Below are 25519 nucleotides of genomic sequence, written 5' to 3'. Positions count from 1 at the left end.
CAGAAAATTATTTAAATCAAAGAGCCAATTCGCTGTAAATAAAACTGTAAACTTAGTTGACATAAAATTGACAAAGAAAAATTTGAATATTTCTCTCTTTTCTAGTAGAATAAATGTATTACATATTATAGGAGAAAAACATTGCTTACAGTATCTGATGTTTCACTACGTTTTAGTGATCGCAAACTTTTTGATGATGTCAATATCAAATTTACAGAAGGAAATACATACGGATTAATTGGTGCTAATGGTGCTGGGAAGTCTACATTCTTAAAAATCTTAGCTGGTGATATCGAACCTACAACTGGTAATATCTCTCTTGGTCCAGATGAACGTCTCTCTGTTCTTCGTCAAAATCACTTTGACTATGAAGATGAACGTGCAATTGATGTCGTTATCATGGGAAATGAAAAACTCTATAGCATCATGAAGGAAAAAGATGCTATTTACATGAAGGAAGATTTTTCCGATGAAGATGGTGTTCGTGCAGCTGAACTTGAAGGTGAATTTGCTGAACTTGGAGGTTGGGAAGCAGAAAGTGAAGCATCTCAACTGCTTCAAAACCTAAATATTCCAGAAGAATTGCACTACCAAAACATGAGCGAATTAGCCAATGGTGAAAAAGTGAAGGTTCTCCTTGCTAAAGCACTTTTTGGTAAACCTGATGTTCTTCTCTTGGACGAGCCAACCAACGGTTTGGATATCCAATCTATTACTTGGTTAGAAGATTTCTTGATTGACTTTGATAACACTGTCATCGTTGTATCCCATGACCGTCACTTCCTCAATAAAGTATGTACTCACATGGCCGACCTTGACTTTGGAAAAATCAAACTCTATGTCGGAAACTACGACTTCTGGAAGGAATCTTCTGAGCTTGCTGCTAAATTGTTAGCAGACCGTAATGCCAAAGCGGAAGAAAAGATTAAGCAATTGCAAGAATTCGTTGCTCGATTCTCCGCCAACGCTTCTAAGTCAAGACAGGCAACGTCTCGTAAAAAAATGCTTGACAAGATTGAACTAGAAGAAATTGTTCCATCCAGTCGTAAATACCCATTTATCAACTTTAAAGCAGAGCGTGAGATTGGTAATGATCTCTTGACAGTAGAAAATCTAACTGTCAAGATCGATGGTGAGACTATTTTAGATAATATCAGCTTCATCTTGCGTCCAGGTGATAAGACAGCTCTTATTGGACAAAATGACATCCAAACGACTGCATTAATTCGTGCAATCATGGGTGACATTGACTATGAAGGAACTGTTAAGTGGGGAGTTACTACTAGTCGTTCTTACTTGCCAAAAGACAACTCGGCTGATTTTGCAGGAGGAGAGTCAATCCTTGACTGGTTGCGTCAATTTGCAAGCAAAGAAGAAGATGACAATACCTTCCTACGTGGTTTCCTTGGTCGTATGCTCTTTTCTGGAGATGAGGTTAACAAACCTGTAAACGTCTTGTCAGGGGGAGAAAAAGTACGTGTCATGCTTTCAAAACTCATGCTCTTGAAATCAAATGTCCTTGTACTTGATGATCCAACAAATCACTTGGACTTGGAATCTATCTCAAGCTTGAACGATGGATTGAAAAACTTTAAAGAATCAATCATCTTTGCTAGTCATGATCACGAGTTCATTCAAACTTTAGCAAACCATATTATTGTTTTGTCTAAGAATGGCGTCATTGATCGTATCGATGAAACCTATGATGAATTCCTAGAAAATGCAGAAGTACAAGCAAAAGTTAAAGAACTTTGGAAAGATTAAATAAGACTTCAAAACTCAGTTGGGGTAACCAACTGAGTTTTCTATCATTCTACGAGGTAACATGAAATCATTTTTTAAAACATATTGGACCTATTTTGTTTCTTTCATCATTCCTTTAGTAATTATGACTGGAGTATACCTAACTCAAGGTATCTACTGGAATAGCGATACATCTCCACTATTAGGAGACGGTTTCCATCAATACGTTATTTTTGATGTAGCTTTACGAAATATTTTACATGGAAATGGTAGTTTGTTTTACACCTTTACAAGTGGCCTCGGACTTAATTTCTATGCTCTATCTAGTTATTACTTGGGTAGTTTTCTCTCACCTATGGTTTACTTTTTTAATCTGTCGAATATGCCAGATGCTGTTTATCTGACCACTCTATTAAAATTTGGATTTATTGGTCTATCAACCTTCTTTAGTTTGACTAGATTATTTAAAGATATCCCAAAATTTTTAAAACTTACCTTATCTACTTCCTATGCTCTAATGAGCTTTACCGTTAGTCAGTTAGAGATAAAAACCTGGCTAGATGTTTTTATCTTGATTCCTTTAATTATAACTGGTTTATACCTACTTATAACACAAAAGAAGCGCCTACTATACTTTACAAGTTTGTCAATCTTATTTATTCAAAATTATTATTTTGGGTATATGACAGCATTGTTTCTTATTTTCTGGTATCTCTGCCAAATTTCTTGGGACTTTAAAACTCGAAAATCATCTTTTCTTGATTTTGTTGTTACCTCCTTTTTAGCAGGAATGGCTAGTTTGATTATGACTCTTCCTACACTGTTTGATTTACAAACTCATGGGGAGAAGTTAACTGTCATCACAAAATTGAAAACAGATAGTAGCTGGTATCTGGATATTTTCGCAAAACAATTCATTGGATCTTTTGATACAACTAAGTATGGATCTATACCAATGATTTTCGTTGGATTGCTTCCCTTTATTTTAACCATTCTATTTTTCACAATAAAATCCATAAAGTTTCACGTGAAACTTACCTATGCAATTTTCTTTACTTTTTTAATAACAAGCTTTTACATAGAAGCACTTGATTTATTTTGGCAAGGGATGCACACCCCAAATATGTTTTTGCATCGCTATGCTTGGATTTTTTCCACTCTGTTAATTTATACTGCAGCAGAAGTCTTAAATCGTCTGAAAGAACTGAAGCTCTGGAATCTATTTGTCTCACTTTTTCTTGTACTAACAGGATTTTTGGCTACTGTCTATTTTAAATCGCACTATTCTTTTCTAACTGATTTGAATATCCTACTCACTCTTGAATTTCTACTAGTTTATGCTCTTTTACTTCTTGCAGTCATTAGAAAATTTATCTCTGTAAATCTATTTGCAATTCTTTTATCTTTATTTATAACAGTTGAGATAAGCCTAAATGCTTCAGCTCAAATGGAAGGAATAGCTAAAGAATGGGCTTTTGCTTCTCGCAGTGTCTATAATAGAGATGTCACTGCTATGGAATCCATTATAAACCAAATTGACGATCCATTTACACGTACTGAAAAACTGCAAATTCAGACAGGAAATGACAGTATGAAATTTAATTACAATGGAATCTCTCAATTCTCGTCTGTACGAAATCGTTCAGCTAGCACTAGTTTAGATAAACTGGGATTCAAATCCTCTGGAACTAATCTCAATCTCCGTTATGCAAATAACAGCATTTTGGCGGACAGTTTATTTGGTATCCAGTATAATATTTCAGATACTCCCTTTGATAAATATGGATTTCAAGAGATTTATCAAAAGGATCATTTAACCTTATATAAAAATCAACTTTCCCTCCCCATTGCTTTTGCTACTCAATCTATTTACACAGATGTAAACTTTAATAATCATACTCTGGATAATCAGGCTTTATTTATAAACCAGCTTGCTAATCTCAACTTAGATTACTTCTATCCAATAGCTTATGATAAAACAGATAATTCTGATGGTTTAACAAGCATCACAAGTTCTACGAATGAGGATGCAAGGATTGATTATCAGATTGAAGTTCCTCAAAATAGTCAAGTCTATCTATCTTTTTCAAACCTTCATTTTACTAATGATAAACAAAAGAAGGTTGACATCCTTGTCAATGGTGAAAAAAAGATTTTTACAACTGACAATGCTTTCAATTTCTTTAATTTAGGCTATACAGAAGAACAAAAAACTTTCAATATCAGTGTTAGTTTCCCTGGAAATTCTCAGGTGTCATTTGAATCTCCAACCTTCTATCGTTTAGATACTCAGGCTCTTACTGAGGCAATTCAAAAGATTAAAGAACAACCTGTAGAAGTATACACCTCTAAAAATAAAGTCTTTGCTACATATGAAGTAAAACAAGATACCTCTATTTTCTTCACTATTCCTTATGACAAAGGTTGGTCTGCATACCAGGATGGGAAAAAACTTGAAATCAAGCAGGCTCAAACTGGTTTTATGAAAGTTGATGTTCCAAAAGGAAAAGGCACCATTACACTTTCCTTTATCCCCAATGGTTTTGTTATTGGAGCAGCCTGCTCACTAACTGCCCTTCTTCTTTTTGGGATCTATAATCACAGACGAAATTTATCTAAGACAGAAAAAGATTGACCAATTCCTTGGTCAATCTTTTTAATCTTCTTCCATTTTCTTAGGTTGATAAGCTAGCATACCTAAAGCAGTAAAGAAAGCTAGTGTTATAATAAGGAAAATCACTTGGTGATGAATATTTCCTGCCATAGAGATTGTTTGTCGTAAACCTGATACAGAGTAACTCATTGGTAACCAAGGATTGACACCCTTAAAGAAATCATTTGTCAAAGCAAGTGGATAGGTCCCTGCACTTGATGCTAACTGTAATAAAAGTAAAATAAGAGAGAAGAAAGCTCCTATACGACTATTCCAAGTTGTTAAAGCTGTCACCATAGACATGAAAGCTAAACTTGTGATTATAATTAGAATCAAGGTCCTCATCTCATGGTTCGCAGTCAATCCAATAAGATGGACACCTCCATAAACTAAAACACCTGCTAAGACAGCTATAATCCCATTTATTTCAGAGCGAGACTTCAACCAAGCCCAACGGCTCTCTGGATGACGTCCAGAAGGCAACTTAGCAAAAATCATATTGGTAGATATAGCAGCAACAAAAAGAGCAACTGATATCATATAAGGAGCCATGGCAATCCCATTCACAGGAACTTGGTCATTGTCTGTTTTTGAGAGAACTAGAGGTTCAGATAATGTTTCTGCATTTTTAGATTCTGTCGAAGCTGATTTGAGTTGATTATTAGCATTGCCTAATCCTTGTCCTAATGAATCAACTCCTGTTTGTAAATCTTCAAGACTAGAGGTTAAAGTTGTTCCACCATCTGCTAGTTTTCCAGCACCATCTGCAATCTTCATAGCGCCACTTCCTAGTTGAGATGCTGCAGAAAGTAACTGTGTTGATTTATCTGTTAATTGACCAGAGCCAAATTGTAATGTAGTAATACCTGCTATCAGCTCTGGACTCTTATTATTCAATTGAGCAGAACCAGATGACAAACTTTCTATACCTGATACTAATTCTGGAGCTTTTCCAGCTAACGCATCTACTCTAGCTGTCAAGGTTGATGTATTTTCTGTCAACTTACTTAATCCAGAAACTAATTGATCTAGACTAGTTGTTAAACTTACATTCTTTTCACTTAGTTGATTAGCACCTATAGAAATAGTATCCAATCCTTTAGTATAGTTTACAACTCCTTTTTCAATTGACTGACTTCCAGGAACTAACTGATTATTTACAGAAGTTTGTAATGTTGTAAATCCATTTGACAAGGTTGTCAAGGAGCTAGATGCTGCAGGTAAGAGTTGATTTGCTTTCGTCTGCACATCAGATAGATTAGATACTTGTTGTTCTGAATTCTCTATACTTTCTTTTAATCCCCCTACTGTCGTTAAAATTGTTTTTGCTGACTCAATAGTAGAATTAGAATTTTTAGAAATAGCTTCTGTCAGTTCTTTCTTTTGTTCCTCTGTAAGAGATTGATAAGTAGCTGTTGATTGAAGGTTAGCAATAGTTTTCTCTTGTTCTGTCTGACTTTTAGTCACAATATCCTGTGCAAGAGTTGTTAGATTTGGCAAAGCTTCTGAAAATTTACTTTTCAGTTGAGTGTCATCTGATATTGTAAGAGCTTGTAGTGTTTTATTTAGTTCTCCTAAGCTTGTTGCCAATTGCGCTATTTCTTTATTTTGTTGAGATGAGGACTCTAATTGACTTGAAATTTCTTTAATACCAGTATTTAATTGTTCCATTCCATCTCTTAGTGTATCTGATTGATTGGATAATTGACTTGTTCCGTTAGAAAGTTCTTTCACACTACTTGTATAAGCATTTACACCAACTGAAAATTGATTGAGACCTGTATCCAATTGTGAAACCCCACTTGTGTAGGACTTTATACCTGTATTTAGCTGATTTACACCTGTCACCAACTCAGGAGTTTTTGAAACTAATTGATCAAGTCCAGTGTCAACCTGTGAGACAGCATTTGTATAACTTTGTAAACCACTATTAAAAGTTCCTAAACCAATATGTAATTGCTCTATAGCAGACACATAGCTAGATAAGCCTTTTGTAAATTGATCCGCTCCATTTGAAAAAGTTACAGTTGAATTAGCTAGAGTATTAAGATTTGTTGTCAACGTTTGACTTCCCGTCACCAACTGATCGGCTCCATTAGCTAATTGTTCACTTCCTTCAGCTGCCTTATTTATTCCAGACTTCAAATCATTCATTTTTTGAAATAAAGCCTTAGTGTATGTTTCAGTAATATTAGTAGAGACAGTTTGTTTTAATTGTGTCATTGCAGAATCGCTCATCTTACTTGCAATAAAGCTATGCCCACTTGACGTCTTATAATCAATCTGCATCTGTTCAGGATGATTCGTTAGGATAGAGGTCGCTTTTTCAGATAGGTCACTTGGTAATGTTACCACCATATAGTAGTCACCATCTTCTAGTCCTTTTTCCCCTTCCTCTTCATTAACAAAGTGAAAATCTAAAGCCTTATTTTCTTTTAAATTAGACACCATGTCTTCACCTATTGTCATTGTCTGTCCATTATAAGATGCTTCCTTATCTTTATTGACAACTGCAACAGGTAGCTCTGATAATTTCCCATAAGGATCCCACATGGATGATAAAAATATAATGTTGTATAAAGCTGGAATGAGAGAAATCCCTATCATTACAATGATAAAGGTCGGTTTTTTAAATATTGCTTTCCATTCTTTAAACATATTTCCTCCTTTTTTAAACATATTGTCTAAATTTTTGATATAATAGATTATACATAAAAAAATCAAAATTACAAGATGAAAAATAACTTTTTTAGACATATTGTCCAATTTGTATAAAAGGAGAAATTATGAAAGAAAGTAACAAACGCTTAAAAACAAAACGTATTATCGAGAATGCCATGGTTCAATTATTGATGGACTACCCCTTTGATCAAATTAGTACGGTCAAGTTAGCTAAAAAAGCCGGAATTAGTCGTTCCAGCTTTTACACTCACTACAAGGATAAGTATGATATGATTGAACTCTACCAAAGTAAGCTATTTCATACCTTTGAGTATATTTTCCAAAAACATGCTCATCACAAAAGAGATGCTATTTTAGAAGTATTTGAATATTTAGAGTCTGAGCCGCTCTTGGCTGCACTCTTATCTGAAAATGGGACAAAAGAAATCCAAAATTTCTTGAGAAATAAGCTTCACATTATGCTTAGCACCGACCTTCAGAAACGCTTTATGAAATTACAACTCACTCCAATAGAATTAGAATACAGCAGTATTTATCTAACAAATGCCCTATTTGGTGTTTGCCAGACTTGGATTGCTCACGGAAAAAAAGAAAGTCCGCAAGAAATGACAGACTTCCTTATGAAAATGTTAGGTGATGTTAACTAAAAAAGAACACCAATGGTGTTCTTTTTTTATCTGACTCCGCCAGTAGGACTCGAACCTACGACATCATGATTAACAGTCATGCGCTACTACCAACTGAGCTATGGCGGATAAAATAGTCCGTACGGGATTCGAACCCGTGTTACCGCCGTGAAAAGGCGGTGTCTTAACCCCTTGACCAACGGACCATCTATCTGTAGCAGATATAACCATTATATCAATTTCTTACTAATTGTCAATCACTTTTTAGATTTTTTCTCTAGAATATCTTTTAGTTTGCGGACTTTTAAACGAGTAATCGGACAACGATGATCTTCATAAAAGACAACTTCTAAATTCTTTCGATCAATTTCTCTCACATTTCCCACATTGACAAGGAAAGATTTATGGGAGCAATAAAATCGCTGGGTATGTTTGTCCTTTTCCTGAATATCTGTCATAGTTCCATAGAATTCTTTAGCAAAATTCTTACCAATAATCCGAAGTTTATGAGAAACTCCTGTGGTTTCGATATACAAAATGTCATGGTAAGGAATTTTCAAATCATTTCCTTTATAGTTGTAATCAAAATAGTCTACAACATCTTCGTTTTCAAGCAGCATGCTCTTAGTGTAAAAAATACTCTGCTCGATGCGTTTTTTGAACAATTCATCATTGATATCTTTATCAACAAAATCTAGGGCTGATACCTGGTATTTGTACGTTAAGGTAGCAAATTCAGATCGACTAGTAATAAAGACAATAATAGCATAAGGATTGTGATGACGGATAAATTGAGCCACTTCAAAGCCTTTTTTCTCGATTCCATGAATATCAATATCTAGGAAATAAAGCTGGTTTACTTCATCATTTTCGATATATTCCTTAAATTCACGAACTTTTCCTGTTGTCTTATATGAAATAGGAATATTCGATTCTTCCGAGATTTCATTTAATATTCTCTCTAGTCTCACTTGATGTTCAATAACATCTTCTAAAATTAATACTTTCATTCGAATTCCCTCTTAAATCTAATAATTTGTCTAAATGTGTTGTCTTCCATCTCTGTTTCTAAAATAATGTTGTCATACTTATCTAAAATCTCTTTGACATTATTAAGTCCTAGACCTCTATTTCTTCCCTTAGTAGAGAAACCTAAGGCAAATAGGTCCTCTGAAGGCGTCATAGTGATTTTGCATGAATTCTGGATAACTATAACTGTTTCAAAATCCATTTTAATGACTGCAACTTCCATTTGTTTCAAATAACTATCTGCAGCACCTTCAACAGCATTGTTTAATAAAATGCTCATGATACGAACAAGATCAAGTAAATCTATTGACAGTCTAGTAATGATATCCTTTACTTCCAATGTAAACTCTACATCATTTTTTCGTGCATAGACAATCGATTGAGCAATTAAACTTCGTAAAGCAGAATCTTCTATATTATTTAAATCAAAGTAAGTATATTTTTCTGACCTCAATTTCTGATTTGCTTTTACTAGAACTTCATTGTAAACCCTGTTAATTTCTTGTAAATCTCCACTGTCAATCGCTATTTGCATGCTGACAAGCATCCCTGCATAGTCATGACGAAAACCTCGAATTTCATTATACAACTCCACAATTTCGTCAGTATAAGTCTGTAAATGTTTTTGTTCAAATTTCTTTTGTTTTAGAGCAATCTCTTTTTCAATTTGAACCTTGTGAGAATTCATTGCAAAGAAAATCAATAACAAGCAAATAAAAACAATGGTTGATAAAATACTTCCGAAGCTATTTAAATGATGAGTTGTACTTACTATATCTGAAATAAACAATAAGATATGTAAACCAAAGAAAGCAACTATTACTTTTTTTAAAAAAGGATACAGATAATTTTTATCAAAATATTTAATTTCCAGATGAAAATAACGAATTATTATTAGAATAGAAAAATAAGTCATCAACAATACTACTAAAAGGAATGTACTTTTATAGTGTAATACTACTTCATCTCCTGTTATAGAAGATAAAGTTACGGATATAAAAGTATGAGTACTGTGATATAATAAAGACAATAGTAAACTGATAAAAATAGCTTTGTATTTTTCAGACTTCTTTAACTTTCTTAAATAAAGGTACACAACCAAAGGAAATAAAAATTTAGACAAAGCAAAACTATTAGAAAATACTAGTGTAATAATTTCTTCAAGTATAAAAACTGAGATACATGTGTAACAGAAAAAAACAATTTGTTCTTTTCTATTTATTTTACAAATCCATTCATAACTTTTGCTAATGATGAGAAAATAAAAAATAGCTATCCCTAATCCAAATAAATCCATTACTCTCTACCTTTACTTCATTACTTTCTTCTTGGAAAAATAAGATTACGAATTGTTTCTGAAATTCTCCAATCTCCACCCCGAATCTCCTGCAATTCTGCCTCTGTTACTTCTTTAAATTGTTTCAACTTTACTGTATTTTTCATAATGAAATCTCCTGTATTATTTTTTCTTGTAAGTTAACTTACACATCTATTATACAAAATGAAGACCATGTAAGAAAAAATTCTTCCCAACTGTACATTTTTGCACCTGAAACGCACTTTTTTAAGAAAAAAGCTGGGATTTACCCCAGCTTCACATCTAAAATTGATCCCAGCAGGATTCGAACCTGCGACCGTTCGCTTAGAAGGCGAATGCTCTATCCAGCTGAGCTATGAGACCTAACATGACCATTCTATCAAAAAACAAGAGCTAAGTCAATCTTCTATTTGTGGTAAGGAGAACCCTGTTGAATTGTAAAAGCACGGTAAATTTGTTCAACTAAAACCAATCTCATTAACTGATGTGGTAATGTCAGACGTCCAAAACTGACAGAAAGATTGGCCCTATTTTTTACAACAGGAGCTAGACCCAAACTTCCTCCAATGATAAAAATAAGCGTTGAATATCCTTTGATAGAAGCTTGCTCTAGTTGCTTACTAAATTCCTCTGAGGAGAGTGTTTTTCCTTCAATGGCTAGTACAACGACAAAGTCTCTTTCTCCAACCTTAGAAAGAATTCTTTCACCTTCTGTTTCCAAGATTTTTTGGTTTTCTAATTCACTGGCTTTGTCAGGTGTCTTCTCATCAGTGAGCTCAATCATTTCTAATTTGGCGAAACGTGAAATTCGTTTGGTATATTCAGCAATTCCATCTTTAAGGTATTTTTCTTTTAATTTTCCTACTGTTACAATTTTTATTTTCATTCTTCTATTCTATCACATCCACACTTCATTTCACATCTTATACACAAAAAAATCATTCAAAATTACTAGTGAATTCACAGAATAAAGTGAGTTATCCACAACTTGTGTAAAACTTTAAGCTTTTAAGTTTGGATTAAGTTAATAGGTTTATAATCTGAGTAAATAAATAACAAACGGAGGCGTTTATGAAACACTTACAAAAATTTTACAAAAAGGGAGTTAAAGTTCTTGTAATCATTCTAATAGGATTTTTAAGTGGTGCCTTAGGAAGTTTCGTAACATTACAACTTTATCAAAAACAAGGAAATCAAGCTACGAATAATAATTCTGGCACTGTCACTCAAACATCCTATAAAAATGAAAACTCAACCACTCAAGCAGTAAATAAAGTTAAGGATGCTGTTGTCTCAATCATTACTTATTCTTCTTCTAGCAGTAGACAAAGTAGTGTATTTAATGGTGATGAAACTAATTCTGATTCAGACAATCAACAAATCGCAAGTGAGGGATCAGGTGTTATCTATAAAAAGGATGATAAAGATGCCTATCTTGTAACTAATACTCACGTTATCAATGGAGCTTCAAAAGTTGATATCCGCTTAGCAGATGGTACCAAGGTTCCTGGTGAAATTGTCGGATCTGATACCTTCTCTGATATTGCTGTCGTTAAAATTTCTTCAGAAAAAGTTACAACTGTAGCAGAATTTGGGGATTCAAGTCAACTTAGTGTTGGAGAAACAGCGATTGCTATCGGTAGTCCTCTAGGTTCAGAATATGCTAATACAGTTACACAGGGAATCATCTCGAGTCTTAATCGAAATGTTTCTCTAAAATCTGAAGATGGTCAAGCTATTTCAACAAAAGCCATTCAAACAGATACGGCCATTAACCCTGGTAACTCTGGTGGTCCACTTGTAAACATTCAAGGACAAGTAATTGGTATAACATCAAGTAAAATTGCAAGTAATGGTGGAACATCTGTAGAAGGTCTTGGTTTTGCAATTCCTTCAAACGATGCTCAAAATATCATTAAACAGCTTGAAAGTGATGGTAAAGTGACTCGTCCTGCTCTTGGAATTCAAATGGTCAATCTATCAAATGTTGGAGCTAGTGATCTTAGAAAACTTAACATTCCAAGTGGCCTCACTTCAGGTGTAGTTGTTCGATCTGTTCAAAACAATATGCCAGCAAATGGACATCTTCAAAAATACGATGTCATTACCAAAGTTGACGACAAAGAGATTGCTTCATCAACAGACCTACAACACGCTCTTTACAATCATGCTATCGGAGATACTATCAAAGTAACCTACTACCGTAACGGTAAGGAGGAAACTACCTCAATTAAACTAGATAAGAATTCTGGTGATTTAGAGTCTTAATTGACATCAGTGTAAAGAAAACTTTACAGAAAGTAAAAGATATGTTAGTGTAGAATCATGGAAAAATTTGAAATGATTTCTATCTCTGAAATACAAAAGAATCCTTACCAACCTCGGAAAGAATTTGATGTAGAAAAATTAAAGGAATTGGCTCAGTCAATCAAAGAAAATGGGCTCATCCAACCAATCATCGTTCGTCAATCTCCTGTAATTGGTTATGAAATCCTTGCAGGAGAGAGACGATATCGGGCTTCTCTCTTGGCTGGTCTGACTTCTATTCCAGCCGTTGTAAAGCACCTCTCAGATCAGGAAATGATGATCCAGTCAATCATTGAGAATTTGCAGAGAGAAAATTTAAATCCTGTTGAAGAAGCACGCGCCTACGAATCTTTAGTAGAAAAAGGATTTACTCACACTGAGATAGCGGATAAAATGGGGAAATCTCGTCCTTATATCACTAATTTTATTCGTTTGCTTTCCCTACCAGAATATATCTTAACTGAAGTAGAAAATGGAAAAATTTCTCAAGCGCATGCACGTTCTCTAGTTGGTTTAGACAAAGAGCAGCAAGACTATTTCTTCCAACTAATCAAAAATGAAGATATTTCTGTGAGAAAGTTAGAAGCACTTCTTACAGATAAAAAACACAAGAAGCAAAAAAAAAGTGATTCTTTCATCAAAGACGAAGAAGATAAATTAAAAAAACTACTCGGTTTAAGTGTAGAAATTAAACTTTCAAAAAAAGATACTGGAAAGATTATTATCTCCTTTTCAAGTCAAGAAGAATACGATAGAATTATTAACAGCCTGAAATAAGGCTGTTCTTTTATTTTCTCAACCCACAAATTTATCCACCAATTTTTTTATCAAAAAGCCTACTAAATCAAGGATTTTCTTTTTTATCCCCAACCTGTGGATAAATGCTGCTAACATTGTGGATTCTTTTCCCCAATCTGTGGAAAAATCTTACTATCTATGGTAAAATAAGTCTAGCACTAAACTACTAAAATCATAGTAAAGGAGGAAAATTAGTTGAAAGAAAAGCAATTTTGGAATCGTATTTTAGAATTTGCTCAAGAAAGATTGACTCGATCTATGTATGATTTCTATGCTACACCTGCTGAACTCATCAAAGTAGAAGAAAATACAGCTACTATATTTCTACCGAGATCAGAGATGGAAATGGTGTGGGAAAAGCAATTAAAAGATATTATCATTGCTGCTGGTTTTGAAATTTATGATTCTGAAATCAAACCTCACTATATTTTCACTAAACCTCAGAGTACAGAATCTCCTCAAGTAAATGATACGAATAGTGTCTCTACTTACGATTACACACCTACACTACCAACGATTCCCTATTCCGAAACAGGGTTAAAAGAAAAATATACCTTTGATAACTTTATTCAAGGTGATGGGAATGTTTGGGCGGTGTCTGCTGCACTAGCAGTATCTGAAGATTTAGCTCTGACCTATAATCCTCTTTTCATCTATGGAGGACCTGGTCTTGGAAAGACTCACTTGCTCAATGCGATTGGAAATGAGATTTTGAAAAATATTCCTGATGCGCGTGTCAAGTACATTCCTGCCGAAAGCTTTATCAATGACTTTCTTGAACACTTGCGACTTGGGGAAATGGAAAAGTTCAAAAAGACTTACCGTAGCCTTGATCTCTTATTGATCGATGATATCCAATCTCTCAGTGGCAAAAAAGTCGCGACCCAGGAAGAATTTTTCAATACCTTCAATGCTCTTCATGATAAACAGAAACAGATTGTCCTAACCAGTGATCGAAGTCCTAAACACCTAGAAGGCCTTGAGGAAAGACTTGTCACGCGCTTTAGCTGGGGATTAACGCAAAATATCACACCTCCTGACTTTGAGACACGTATCGCCATTCTTCAAAGTAAAACAGAGCATTTGGATTACCATTTCCAAAGTGATACTCTGGAATACTTGGCTGGCCAATTTGATTCAAATGTTCGAGAACTGGAAGGAGCAATCAACGATATCACTTTAATTGCCAGAGTGAAGAAGATTAAGGATATCACTATTGATATTGCTGCGGAAGCTATTAGAGCACGTAAGCAAGACGCCCGCCAGATACTTGTTATTCCAATTGAGAAAATCCAAACTGAAGTTGGTAATTTTTATGGAGTGAGTGTCAAAGAAATGAAGGGTACGAGACGAGTTCAAAATATCGTTTTAGCGCGTCAAGTTGCTATGTATCTAGCTAGAGAACTGACAGATAACAGTCTTCCAAAAATCGGAAAAGAATTTGGCGGAAAGGATCACACCACCGTGATTCATGCCCATGCTAAAATCAAATCATTGATTGACGAAGACGATAATTTACGTTTAGAAATAGAAGCAATCAAAAAGAAAATTAAGTAGCTTGTGGATAAGTTTTCCTTTCTTATCTTTTTTATCCACATTTTTTAAACAAGATTAGAAGCTTAAGTTTACTAAATAGCACTCAGTTTTCCACAGAATACACAGACTCTATTATTACTATTAACTTTCTAATACTAAAAATAAATAAAGGAGAATCCATGATTCATTTTTCAATCAATAAAAATTTATTTCTACAAGCCTTAAATACTACAAAACGAGCAATAAGCTCTAAAAATGCTATTCCAATTTTATCAACAATCAAAATTGATGTTACCAATGAAGGAATTACTTTAATTGGATCAAACGGTCAAATTTCTATTGAAAATTTCATTTCTCAAAAAAATGAAGATGCTGGTCTTTTGATTACTTCCTTAGGTTCGATTCTTCTTGAAGCCTCTTTCTTTATCAATGTTGTATCCAGTCTTCCAGATGTAACCCTTGATTTCAAAGAGATTGAACAAAAACAAATTGTCTTAACCAGTGGCAAATCAGAAATTACTCTAAAAGGAAAAGATAGCGAACAGTACCCACGAATCCAAGAAATTTCAGCAAGTACACCTTTGGTTCTTGAAACCAAACTACTCAAGAAAATTATCAATGAAACAGCCTTTGCTGCAAGTACACAAGAAAGTCGTCCAATCTTAACAGGTGTTCATTTTGTATTGAGCAAACACAAAGAACTAAAAACAGTTGCGACAGACTCACACCGCCTTAGCCAAAAGAAATTGACTCTTGAAAAAAATGGTGATGATTTCGATGTAGTAATTCCTAGTCGTTCTCTACGCGAATTTTCAGCGGTATTTACAGATGATATTGAAACTGTAGAGATTTTCTTTGCAAATAATCAAATCCTCTTTAGAAGCGAAAATATTAGCTTTTACACTCGTCTCCTAGAAGGTAATTATCCTGATACAGATCGCTTGATTCCAACAGACTTTAACACTACAATTACTTTTGATGTGGTTAATTTGCGTCAATCTATGGAGCGTGCTCGCCTCTTATCAAGTGCGACTCAAAATGGTACTGTGAAGCTTGAAATTAAAGGTGGGGTTGTTAGTGCTCATGTTCACTCTCCTGAAGTTGGTAAAGTAAACGAAGAAATCGATACGGATCAGGTGACCGGGGATGATTTGACTATTAGTTTCAACCCAACTTACTTGATTGATTCTCTCAAGGCTTTAAATAGCGAAAAGGTTACTATTAGCTTTATCTCAGCAGTTCGTCCATTTACTCTTGTACCAGCAGATACTGACGAAGACTTCATGCAGCTCATTACACCAGTTCGAACAAATTAAGTGAAAGAGGTTGAGCCTGGCTCGCCTCTTTTATGATATAATCAAAAAAGAAAAGGAGAGTAGTATGTATCAAATTGGAAATTTTGTTGAAATGAAAAAACCTCATGCTTGCACAATAAAGTCAACAGGAAAAAAAGCCAATTGTTGGGAAATCACACGTGTAGGGGCAGATATCAAAATTAAATGTAGCAATTGTGATCACGTTGTTATGATGAGTCGCTATGATTTTGAACGAAAAATGAATAAGATTATTGACTAAGAACCCTTAGTTAGAGGGTTAGCAAGTTTTCCCTTTTTGTGTTATAATGTTAGGGATTGAAATGAGAACGGAGAATGAGAAACTATGGCTTTAACAGCAGGTATCGTTGGTTTGCCAAACGTTGGTAAATCAACCCTTTTTAATGCAATTACAAAAGCAGGAGCAGAGGCGGCAAACTACCCATTTGCGACTATTGATCCAAACGTTGGGATGGTGGAAGTTCCAGATGAACGCCTACAAAAACTAACAGAAATGATTACTCCTAAAAAGACAGTTCCAACAACCTTTGAGTTTACAGATATTGCAGGGATTGTAAAAGGAGCTTCAAAAGGAGAAGGTCTAGGTAATAAATTCTTGGCCAATATCCGTGAAGTAGACGCGATTGTTCACGTAGTTCGTGCTTTTGATGATGAAAATGTGATGCGCGAGCAAGGACGTGAAGACGCCTTTGTGGATCCACTTGCAGATATTGATACCATTAACCTAGAATTGATTCTTGCCGACTTAGAATCAGTTAATAAACGCTATGCGCGTGTAGAAAAGATGGCACGTACGCAAAAAGATAAAGAATCAGTAGCAGAATTTAATGTTCTTCAAAAGATTAAACCAGTCCTTGAAGATGGAAAATCAGCACGTACCATTGAATTCACAGATGAGGAACAAAAAGTAGTCAAAGGTCTCTTCCTATTGACCACTAAACCAGTTCTTTATGTTGCTAATGTGGATGAAGATGTCGTTTCAGATCCAGACTCTATCGACTATGTCAAACAAATTCGTGAGTTCGCAGCGACAGAAAATGCTGAAGTAGTCGTTATTTCCGCGCGTGCTGAGGAAGAAATCTCTGAGTTAGATGATGAAGATAAGCAAGAGTTTCTTGAAGCACTTGGCTTGACAGAATCAGGTGTTGATAAATTGACTCGAGCTGCTTACCACTTGCTTGGACTTGGAACTTACTTTACAGCTGGTGAAAAAGAAGTCCGTGCTTGGACCTTTAAGCGTGGTATGAAAGCTCCTCAAGCAGCTGGTATTATCCACTCAGATTTTGAAAAAGGTTTTATTCGTGCAGTAACCATGTCATATGAGGATCTAGTAAAATACGGGTCTGAAAAGGCTGTAAAAGAAGCTGGGCGCTTACGTGAAGAAGGAAAAGAATATATCGTTCAAGATGGCGATATCATGGAATTCCGCTTTAATGTCTAATAACATTTAACAAATAGTGTCAACTAGGTTGGAAAAAAATTCCAACCCTTTTGGCTTTTGAAAGGAAAATAAATGACTAAATTACTTGTTGGATTAGGAAATCCAGGAGATAAATATTTTGAAACCAAGCACAATGTTGGCTTTATGTTGATTGATCAATTAGCTAAAAAACAAAATGTCACTTTTACACACGATAAGATATTTCAAGCTGACCTAGCATCTTTTTTTCTTAATGGCGAAAAAATTTATCTTGTTAAACCAACGACTTTTATGAATGAAAGTGGAAAAGCAGTTCATGCTTTATTGACTTACTATGATTTGGATATTGAAGATTTACTCGTTATTTACGACGATCTTGACATGGAAGTTGGGAAAATTCGTTTAAGAGCAAAGGGTTCAGCAGGTGGTCATAATGGTATCAAGTCTATTATTCAACATATTGGAACCCAAGTATTTAACCGTGTTAAAATAGGTATTGGAAGACCTAAAAAAGGCATGTCAGTTGTTCATCATGTTTTAAGTAAGTTTGATCAGGATGACTATGTGGGTATTTTACAGTCTATTGACAAGGTTGACGATGCTGTAAACTGCTATTTACAAGAGAAAAACTTTGAGAAAACAATGCAGAGGTATAATGGTTAAATGGTGACTTTATTAGATTTATTCTCAGAAAATGATCAGATTAAAAAATGGCATCAAAATCTGATAGATAAGAAAAGACAACTAATACTTGGTTTATCAACTTCTACCAAGGCTCTTGCAATTGCAAGCAGTCTAGAAAAAGAAAATAAGATTATGTTACTGACTTCAACTTATGGAGAAGCAGAACGAATTATCAGTGATCTTCTTTCTCTCTTAGGAGAGGAACTTGTCTATCCATTTTTGGTTGATGACTCTCCTATGGTAGAGTTTTTGATGTCTTCGCAAGAAAAAATCATTTCGCGGGTTGAGGCCTTGCGTTTTTTGAGTGATCCGTCTAAGAAAGGGATTTTAGTTTGTAATATCGCAGCGAGTCGGTTAATTTTACCCTCTCCGACTAGATTTAAAGAAAGTACTATAAAAATTGCAGTTGGCGAAGAATATGACCAACGCGAGCTACTTCACCGGTTAAAGGAAATTGGATATCGAAAAGTTACTCAAGTACAGATACAAGGTGAGTTTAGTATTCGAGGAGACATTTTAGATATTTTTGAGATGTCTCAGTTAGAACCTTTCCGAATCGAGTTTTTTGGCGATGAAGTAGATGGTATTCGTACTTTTGAAGTCGAAACACAATTATCGAAAGAAAATCAGACAAACCTCACTATCTTTCCAGCTAGCGACATACTTTTGAGAGAAAAAGATTATCAACGAGGACAGTCAGCTTTAGAAAAGCAAATTTCAAAGACTCTATCACCAATTTTAAAATCATATTTGGAAGAGATTTTGTCAAGTTTTCATCAAAAACAAGTACATTCAGATAGTCGAAAGTTTTTGTCCTTATGTTATGATAAAACATGGACTGTATTTGATTATATTGAAAAAGATACACCAGTATTCTTTGATGACTATCAAAAATTGATGAATCAGTATGAATCCTTTGAAAGAGAATTAGCACAATACTTTACAGAAGATTTACAGAATGGTAAATCATTTTCTGGGATGCAGTATTTTGCAGATACAGAGCAAACCTATAAAAAACAAAGTCCAGTTACTTTTTTCTCAAATCTCCAAAAAGGATTAGGAAATCTCAAGTTTGATCACATATATCAATTTAATCAATATCCTATGCAAGAGTTTTTCAATCAATTTTCTTTTCTTAAAGAAGAAATTGAGCGATATAAAAAAATGGACTACACCATTGTTCTGCAGTCTAGCAATTCAATGGGAAGCAAAACATTGGAGGATGTTTTAGAGGAATACCAGATTAAACTGGATTCCAGAGATAAGTCAAGTATCTGTAAAGAATCTGTAAACTTGATTGAGGGTAATCTAAGACATGGTTTTCATTTTGTAGATGAAAAAATTCTTTTGATTACTGAACATGAGATTTTTCAAAAGAAATTAAAACGTCGGTTTAGAAGACAACATGCTTCAAATGCAGAGCGATTAAAAGATTATAATGAACTTGAAAAAGGGGACTACGTTGTTCACCATATCCATGGAATTGGTCAATATCTAGGCATTGAAACAATTGAAATTAAAGGGATTCACCGAGATTATGTCAGTGTTCAATATCAAAATGGGGACCAAATCTCCATCCCAGTTGAGCAGATTCAGTTACTGTCTAAATATGTTTCAAGTGATGGGAAAGCGCCAAAACTTAATAAATTAAATGATGGTCATTTCAAAAAGGCCAAGCAAAAAGTTAAGAACCAGGTAGAGGATATAGCTGACGATTTAATCAAGCTTTATTCTGAGCGTAGTCAGTTGAAGGGATTTGCTTTCTCAGCTGATGATGATGAGCAACATGCTTTTGATGATGCTTTTCCTTATGTTGAAACGGATGATCAACTTCGCAGTATTGAGGAAATCAAGAAAGATATGCAGGATTCTCACCCCATGGATCGACTTTTGGTTGGAGATGTTGGTTTTGGGAAGACTGAAGTTGCAATGCGTGCAGCCTTTAAGGCGGTCAATGATCATAAACAAGTTGTCGTTCTAGTTCCGACGACGGTTTTAGCGCAACAACACTATACGAATTTTAAGGAAAGATTCCAAAATTTTGCTGTTAATATTGATGTATTGAGTCGCTTTAGAAGTAAAAAAGAGCAGGCGGAGACACTTGAAAAATTAAAGAATGGTCAAGTCGATATTTTGATTGGAACGCATCGTGTTTTGTCAAAAGATGTTGTATTTTCAGATTTAGGCTTGATGATTATTGATGAAGAGCAACGATTTGGTGTCAAGCATAAGGAAACATTGAAAGAACTGAAGAAACAAGTGGATGTCCTAACCTTGACAGCTACTCCAATACCTCGTACTCTTCATATGTCTATGTTGGGAATCCGAGATTTGTCTGTTATTGAAACACCTCCGACCAATCGTTATCCAGTACAAACCTATGTTTTGGAAAAGAATGATAGTGTGATTCGTGATGCTGTATTGCGTGAAATGGAGCGTGGAGGTCAAGTTTACTATCTTTACAATAAAGTTGACACGATTGACCAGAAGGTTTCAGAATTACAGGAGTTGATTCCAGATGCTTCGATTGGGTATGTTCATGGACAAATGAGTGAAATTCAGTTGGAAAATACTTTATTGGACTTTATTGAAGGTCAGTATGATATTTTGGTGACAACTACTATTATTGAGACAGGGGTAGATATTCCAAATGCCAATACCTTATTTATTGAAAATGCAGACCATATGGGTTTGTCAACCTTGTATCAATTAAGAGGAAGAGTCGGTCGTAGTAATCGTATTGCTTATGCCTATCTTATGTATCGTCCAGAAAAATCAATCAGTGAAGTTTCTGAGAAGAGATTAGAAGCGATTAAGGGATTTACGGAATTAGGCTCTGGATTTAAGATTGCGATGCGAGATCTTTCGATACGTGGAGCAGGAAATCTCCTAGGAAAATCCCAATCAGGTTTCATTGATTCTGTTGGTTTTGAATTGTATTCGCAGTTACTAGAGGAAGCTATCGCTAAACGGAACGGTAATGGGAATAAAAGAATCAAAGGAAATGCTGAGTTGATTTTACAAATCGACGCCTATCTTCCTGACACTTATATTTCTGACCAACGACATAAGATTGAAATTTACAAGAAAATTCGTCAAATTGACAATCGTGTCAACTATGAAGAACTACAAGAAGAATTGATGGATCGCTTTGGAGAATACCCAGATGTAGTAGCCTACCTTTTAGAGATTGGTTTGGTTAAGTCATATTTGGACAAGGTCTTTGTAGAACGTGTGGAAAGAAAAGATAACAAGATTGCAGTTCAATTTGAAAAAGTCACTCAACGACTATTCTTGGCTCAAGATTATTTTAAAGCCTTATCCGCAACGAACTTAAAAGCAGCCATAGCTGAGAATAAGGGATTAATGGAAGTTGTATTCGATGTCCGAAACAAGAAGGATTATGAAATTTTAGAAGGTTTGCTGATTTTTGGAGAAAGTTTATTAGAGATAAAAGAATCAAAGGAAGCAAATCCCATTTAACATTTTTCTTCTATAAAAAGGATAAAAATGGTACAATAATAATTTGAGGTAATAAAAATGAGATTAGACAAGTATTTAAAAGTATCACGAATTATTAAGCGTCGCACAGTCGCAAAAGAAGTAGCAGATAAAGGTAGAATCAAGGTGAATGGAATCTTGGCCAAAAGTTCAACGGATTTGAAAGTTGATGACCAAGTTGAAATTCGCTTTGGAAATAAGTTGTTGCTTGTTAAAGTACTAGAGATGAAAGATAGTACAAAAAAAGAAGATGCAGCAGGCATGTATGAAATTCTCAGTGAAACACGGGTAGAAGGAAATGTCTAAAAATATTGTACAGATGAATAATTCTTTTATTCAAAATGAACACCAACGTCGTCGTTACTTGATGAAGGAGAGACAAAAGAGGAATCGCTTTATGGGTTGGGTTCTGATTTTGATGATTTTATTGTTTATTTTACCGACCTATAATCTGGCCCAAAGCTATAATCAGTTACTGCAACGTCGTCAGCAATTGACAGAGTTGAAAGAGCAGTATCAAACTCTCAGTGATGAAAAGGACAAGGAATCTGCTTTTGCTGCAAAGTTGAAAGATGAAGACTATGTAGCAAAATATGCACGCGCCAAGTACTATTACTCAAAGAAACGAGAAGCAATTTACACAATTCCTGATTTGCTTCCGAGGTAATGTCATGGAAAATTTATTGGAAGTTGTTGAACAATTTTTAAGTTTATCAGATGAAAAATTAGAGGAATTGGCAGCTAAAAACCATTTATTACGATTACAAGAAGAAAGGGAAGAGAAGAATGCGTAAGTTCTTAGTAGTTTTATTGCTACCTGCTTTTATCATAACCTCAAGAGTAGTTAGCACAGAAAAACAGCTTCCTTACTCTTCACAAGAAATTTATTATCTAACCGAGTCGGATTATGGATTCTACTATAAGGAAACTCTGGAATCCCCAATGGTATACGGAGAAACAGCTGTCTACGCTAATGAGGATCTTGTCAAGGAGTCTGGTAAATTGACTCCTGGAAACGCCTTTAAAATCGTAGAGTGGCGTTTGAATAGACAAGGTGTTCCTGTTTTTAAATTAGATAATCACCAGTTTATCCTTGCAGATAAGCGTTTGGTCTATGATCAAAGTCAAGTTCAAACTCAAAATAGGCAAGTATGGTTGGAGCCAGGGTTTGTTATCTATAACACCCCCTATGATGCGAAAGAAATTTCTTCCTCTCTCTCTCCCTATCAACTTGTAACGGTGGATAGAGCTCTCTTTGCTGAGGGACAAGAATTTCTTCATATTGATCAAGTTGGGTGGGTATCAAAAGAGTTCACCTCAGAAGAAGACAATCGCATCCAGAAGGTTCAAGAAGTTTTATCAAACAACTATCAGAATGAAAACTATTCTATTTATGTTAAACAACTGAGTACAGGTAAAGAGGCTGGGGTGAATGAAGACAGCAAACTCTATGCAGCTAGCATCTTGAAATTGGCCTACCTTTATTACGCTCAAGATAAGATAAATCAAGGCGACTATACGCTGGACAGTAGCTTCAAGTATGTCCCGGAAGTAAATAGTTTCCCTGGGTCCTATAAACCAGAGGGTAGTGGTAGTTTGCCTAAAAAAGAAGATAACAAAGAATACAGTCTTCAACAGTTAATTACCAAGGTAACAAAAGAGTCAGACAATGTTGCTCATAATATTTTAGGTTATTATGTGACCAATCAATCTGATGGGGCTTTCAAAGAAAAAATGTCCACTATTATGGGTGAAGATTGGGATGTAAATGATAAATTGACTTCTTCAAAAATGGCTGGAAAGGTCATGGAAGCTATTTATAATCAGAATGGTTTTGTCTTAGAGTCTCTAGGTAAGACTGATTTTGACAACCAAAGAATCGCAAAGGGTGTTTCGGTTAAGGTAGCTCATAAAATTGGAGATGCCGATGAGTTTAAACATGACACTGCCATTGTTTATACGGATTCTCCTTTCGTTCTTTCCATTTTCACCAAAAATTCTGATTATGATACTATTGCTAAGATAGCTAAGGATGTCTATGAGGTTCTAAAATGAGGGACCAGGATTTTTTAAATCATTTTCTTCGAAAAGAGTATTTTAAAAAACATTCGAAAGTCGTGTTAGCTTTGTCTGGCGGACTGGATTCAATGTTTTTATTTCATCTATTGTCTACTTATCAAAATGAGTTGGGAATTGAGTTGATTTTAGCACATGTCAATCACAAGCAGAGAAGTGAGTCTGACTGGGAGGAAAATGAACTAAGGAAGTTAGCTGATGCAGCTGAACTTCCTATTTATATCACAAGCTTTTCAGGAGACTTTTCAGAAGCGCGTGCTCGAGAGTTTCGTTATGATTTTTTTAGGAAAATTATGAAAGAGGTTGGAGCGACTGCCTTGGTCACTGCCCACCATGCAGATGATCAGGTTGAAACGATTTTGATGCGGTTTATTCGTGGAAGTCGGTTACGTCACTTAATAGGAATAAAAGAAAGTCAAGTGGTTGATGAAATTGAAATCATCCGCCCCTTGTTGCATTTTCATAAAACAGACTTCCCACCAATTTATCATTTCGAAGATCAAACAAATCAGGAAAATACCTATTTTCGCAATCGCATTCGAAATAGGTATTTACCAGAACTTGAAAAAGAAAATCCTCGTCTTAAATCCGCTCTTTTAGATTTAGGAAGGGAAATTTCAGATTACCAAGTAACAATAACGGAGCTTTCGAAACAAATTGATGTAGAAGATTTGAATGAGCTATTTTCATACTCACAACAAACTCAAGGAATCTTGCTCCAGAATTATCTTAATCAATTTCCAGACTTAAATCTGACAAAGGCTCAGTTTGCCGAAGTTCGAGAGATTTTAGCAAGGAAAAGCCAGTATCGTCATTCTCTTAAAAATGGCTATGAATTGATAAAAGAGTATCAGAATTTTCGAGTTTGTAAAATCAGTCCTCAGGCCGATGAAAAGGAAGATGAACTTGTGTTACACTATCAAAATCAAGTTCGATATATGGGCTATTTATTTTCCTTTGGCATCCCTATTGAAGGGGATTTTGTTCAAAAAGTAATGGTTTCACGAGAAACACCTGTACATATTAGGTATCGAAAACCTGGCGATGTTCTTATCCTGAATGGGCATCGAAAGAAACTGAGACGCTTATTTATAGATTTGAAAATCCCTATTGAAAAACGAAAAACAACCCCTATTATTGAGCAATTTGGAGAAATTGTCTCAATTTTAGGAATTGCGACCAGTGATTTGAGTAAAAACACGAAAAATGATATAATGAACACTGTAATTTATATAGAAAAAATAGATAGGTAAAAAGATGTTAGAATACGATATAAAAAAAATTCTCGTTTCACATGATGAAATTACAGAAGCAGCTAAAAAGCTAGGTGCACAATTAACAAAAGAATATGAGGGGAAAAATCCAATTCTTATTGGAATTCTAAAAGGATCGATTCCTTTTATGGCTGAATTGGTCAAACATATTGATACGCATATTGAGATGGACTTCATGATGGTATCTAGTTACCATGGTGGAACAGCAAGTACTGGTGTCATCAATATCAAGCAAGACGTGACTCAAGATATCAAAGGAAGACATGTTTTATTTGTAGAGGATATCATCGATACAGGTCAAACTTTGAAAAATTTGCGAGATATGTTTATTGCAAGAGAAGCAGCTTCTGTTAAAATCGCGACTTTGTTGGACAAACCAGAGGGACGTGTTGTTGAAATTGAAGCGGATTATACTTGTTTTACTATTCCAAATGAGTTTGTGGTAGGTTATGGTCTGGATTATAAAGAAAATTATCGTAACCTTCCTTATGTCGGAGTATTGAAAGAAGAAGTTTATTCAAATTAGAAAGATCTATCT

The 25519-nt window shown here is 34.9% G+C and carries 22 protein-coding genes and 3 tRNA genes; 17 read left to right on the top strand and 8 right to left on the bottom strand.

Features of this window, described 5'->3' with window-relative positions; all coding sequences use genetic code 11:
* Positions 1 to 141: 141 nt before the first annotated feature.
* A complete protein-coding gene (locus tag E7Y33_RS03335; RefSeq protein ID WP_139689637.1) occupies positions 142 to 1764 on the top strand; it encodes an ATP-binding cassette domain-containing protein in 1623 nt (540 codons plus the stop codon).
* A gap of 61 nt (positions 1765 to 1825) precedes the next feature.
* Positions 1826 to 4378, top strand: a complete 2553-nt coding sequence (locus E7Y33_RS03330; RefSeq protein ID WP_139689636.1) for a YfhO family protein — start codon at positions 1826 to 1828, stop codon at positions 4376 to 4378.
* Positions 4379 to 4399: 21 nt separating this feature from the next.
* Here the strand turns inward: E7Y33_RS03330 and E7Y33_RS03325 are convergent, their stop codons facing one another.
* Positions 4400 to 7054, bottom strand: a complete 2655-nt coding sequence (locus E7Y33_RS03325) for a YhgE/Pip domain-containing protein (protein ID WP_139689635.1) — start codon at positions 7052 to 7054, stop codon at positions 4400 to 4402.
* Positions 7055 to 7182: 128 nt separating this feature from the next.
* Here E7Y33_RS03325 and E7Y33_RS03320 point away from each other — a divergent pair, with 128 nt between their 5' ends.
* Entirely contained in the window at positions 7183 to 7725 is a 543-nt protein-coding gene (locus E7Y33_RS03320) for a TetR/AcrR family transcriptional regulator (RefSeq protein ID WP_139689634.1), read from the top strand.
* 34 nt (positions 7726 to 7759) lie between these two features.
* On the opposite strand, the gene E7Y33_RS03315 is transcribed toward E7Y33_RS03320, so the two are convergent.
* The 7 genes from E7Y33_RS03315 to rlmH form a co-directional block, all read right to left on the bottom strand.
* A tRNA-Asn gene (locus E7Y33_RS03315) sits at positions 7760 to 7833 on the bottom strand.
* Positions 7834 to 7838: 5 nt separating this feature from the next.
* Positions 7839 to 7910, bottom strand: a tRNA-Glu gene (locus tag E7Y33_RS03310).
* Positions 7911 to 7961: 51 nt separating this feature from the next.
* Positions 7962 to 8714, bottom strand: a complete 753-nt coding sequence (gene comE / locus E7Y33_RS03305; RefSeq protein ID WP_000866079.1) for a competence system response regulator transcription factor ComE — start codon at positions 8712 to 8714, stop codon at positions 7962 to 7964.
* Complete coding sequence (comD, locus tag E7Y33_RS03300; RefSeq protein ID WP_139689633.1) at positions 8711 to 10030, bottom strand: competence system sensor histidine kinase ComD; 1320 nt, start codon at positions 10028 to 10030, stop codon at positions 8711 to 8713. The genes comE and comD overlap by 4 nt, the downstream gene beginning before the upstream one ends.
* A gap of 20 nt (positions 10031 to 10050) precedes the next feature.
* On the bottom strand, positions 10051 to 10176 hold the full coding sequence (gene comC, locus E7Y33_RS03295) for a competence-stimulating peptide ComC (protein ID WP_139689632.1): 126 nt from the start codon (positions 10174 to 10176) through the stop codon (positions 10051 to 10053).
* A 164-nt stretch (positions 10177 to 10340) separates the two neighbouring features.
* Positions 10341 to 10414 (bottom strand) — tRNA-Arg (locus tag E7Y33_RS03290).
* Between the two features lie 43 nt (positions 10415 to 10457).
* On the bottom strand, positions 10458 to 10937 hold the full coding sequence (rlmH, locus tag E7Y33_RS03285; protein ID WP_139689631.1) for a 23S rRNA (pseudouridine(1915)-N(3))-methyltransferase RlmH: 480 nt from the start codon (positions 10935 to 10937) through the stop codon (positions 10458 to 10460).
* Between the two features lie 185 nt (positions 10938 to 11122).
* On the opposite strand from rlmH, the gene htrA reads away from it, so the two are divergent.
* From htrA to hpt, 14 genes are all read left to right on the top strand, one after another.
* Positions 11123 to 12319, top strand: coding sequence for a serine protease HtrA (gene htrA / locus E7Y33_RS03280; RefSeq protein WP_044019991.1), 1197 nt, complete (start codon positions 11123 to 11125; stop codon positions 12317 to 12319).
* Between the two features lie 57 nt (positions 12320 to 12376).
* Positions 12377 to 13135 carry a ParB/RepB/Spo0J family partition protein gene (locus E7Y33_RS03275; RefSeq protein WP_139689630.1) on the top strand — a complete coding sequence of 253 codons (759 nt, stop codon included), beginning with the start codon at positions 12377 to 12379 and terminating at the stop codon, positions 13133 to 13135.
* A 216-nt stretch (positions 13136 to 13351) separates the two neighbouring features.
* The gene (gene dnaA, locus E7Y33_RS03270) at positions 13352 to 14713 is read left to right on the top strand and encodes a chromosomal replication initiator protein DnaA (protein WP_007520973.1); all 1362 of its coding nucleotides are present in this window, start codon (positions 13352 to 13354) and stop codon (positions 14711 to 14713) included.
* 158 nt (positions 14714 to 14871) lie between these two features.
* The gene (dnaN, locus tag E7Y33_RS03265; protein WP_139689629.1) at positions 14872 to 16008 is read left to right on the top strand and encodes a DNA polymerase III subunit beta; all 1137 of its coding nucleotides are present in this window, start codon (positions 14872 to 14874) and stop codon (positions 16006 to 16008) included.
* 64 nt (positions 16009 to 16072) lie between these two features.
* Entirely contained in the window at positions 16073 to 16267 is a 195-nt protein-coding gene (locus E7Y33_RS03260; protein ID WP_139689628.1) for a DUF951 domain-containing protein, read from the top strand.
* An 84-nt stretch (positions 16268 to 16351) separates the two neighbouring features.
* Positions 16352 to 17467, top strand: coding sequence for a redox-regulated ATPase YchF (gene ychF, locus E7Y33_RS03255; RefSeq protein WP_001218700.1), 1116 nt, complete (start codon positions 16352 to 16354; stop codon positions 17465 to 17467).
* A gap of 72 nt (positions 17468 to 17539) precedes the next feature.
* Positions 17540 to 18109, top strand: coding sequence for an aminoacyl-tRNA hydrolase (gene pth / locus E7Y33_RS03250; RefSeq protein WP_139689627.1), 570 nt, complete (start codon positions 17540 to 17542; stop codon positions 18107 to 18109).
* Positions 18110 to 21613: a transcription-repair coupling factor gene (gene mfd / locus E7Y33_RS03245; RefSeq protein ID WP_139689626.1), complete on the top strand. Its 3504-nt coding sequence runs from the start codon at positions 18110 to 18112 to the stop codon at positions 21611 to 21613. It abuts the gene before it with no gap.
* A gap of 57 nt (positions 21614 to 21670) precedes the next feature.
* Entirely contained in the window at positions 21671 to 21937 is a 267-nt protein-coding gene (locus tag E7Y33_RS03240) for an RNA-binding S4 domain-containing protein (RefSeq protein WP_009729555.1), read from the top strand.
* On the top strand, positions 21930 to 22298 hold the full coding sequence (locus tag E7Y33_RS03235; protein WP_000041924.1) for a septum formation initiator family protein: 369 nt from the start codon (positions 21930 to 21932) through the stop codon (positions 22296 to 22298). The genes E7Y33_RS03240 and E7Y33_RS03235 overlap by 8 nt, the downstream gene beginning before the upstream one ends.
* Positions 22299 to 22302: 4 nt before the next feature.
* The gene (locus E7Y33_RS09610) at positions 22303 to 22425 is read left to right on the top strand and encodes an SP_0009 family protein (protein WP_000429343.1); all 123 of its coding nucleotides are present in this window, start codon (positions 22303 to 22305) and stop codon (positions 22423 to 22425) included.
* Entirely contained in the window at positions 22418 to 23686 is a 1269-nt protein-coding gene (locus tag E7Y33_RS03230) for a serine hydrolase (RefSeq protein ID WP_139689625.1), read from the top strand. The genes E7Y33_RS09610 and E7Y33_RS03230 overlap by 8 nt, the downstream gene beginning before the upstream one ends.
* Positions 23683 to 24960, top strand: a complete 1278-nt coding sequence (gene tilS / locus E7Y33_RS03225) for a tRNA lysidine(34) synthetase TilS (protein ID WP_139689624.1) — start codon at positions 23683 to 23685, stop codon at positions 24958 to 24960. Before E7Y33_RS03230 ends, tilS begins: the two co-directional genes overlap by 4 nt.
* Positions 24961 to 24964: 4 nt before the next feature.
* Positions 24965 to 25507, top strand: coding sequence for a hypoxanthine phosphoribosyltransferase (gene hpt / locus E7Y33_RS03220; protein ID WP_139689623.1), 543 nt, complete (start codon positions 24965 to 24967; stop codon positions 25505 to 25507).
* Positions 25508 to 25519: the final 12 nt, after the last annotated feature.

The sequence above is a fragment of the Streptococcus oralis genome, from assembly GCF_006175905.1.
Classification (GTDB): domain Bacteria; phylum Bacillota; class Bacilli; order Lactobacillales; family Streptococcaceae; genus Streptococcus; species Streptococcus oralis_BG.
The sequence above is the reverse complement of the archived record's forward strand: the minus strand, read 5'-3'. Positions and strand labels throughout refer to the sequence as shown.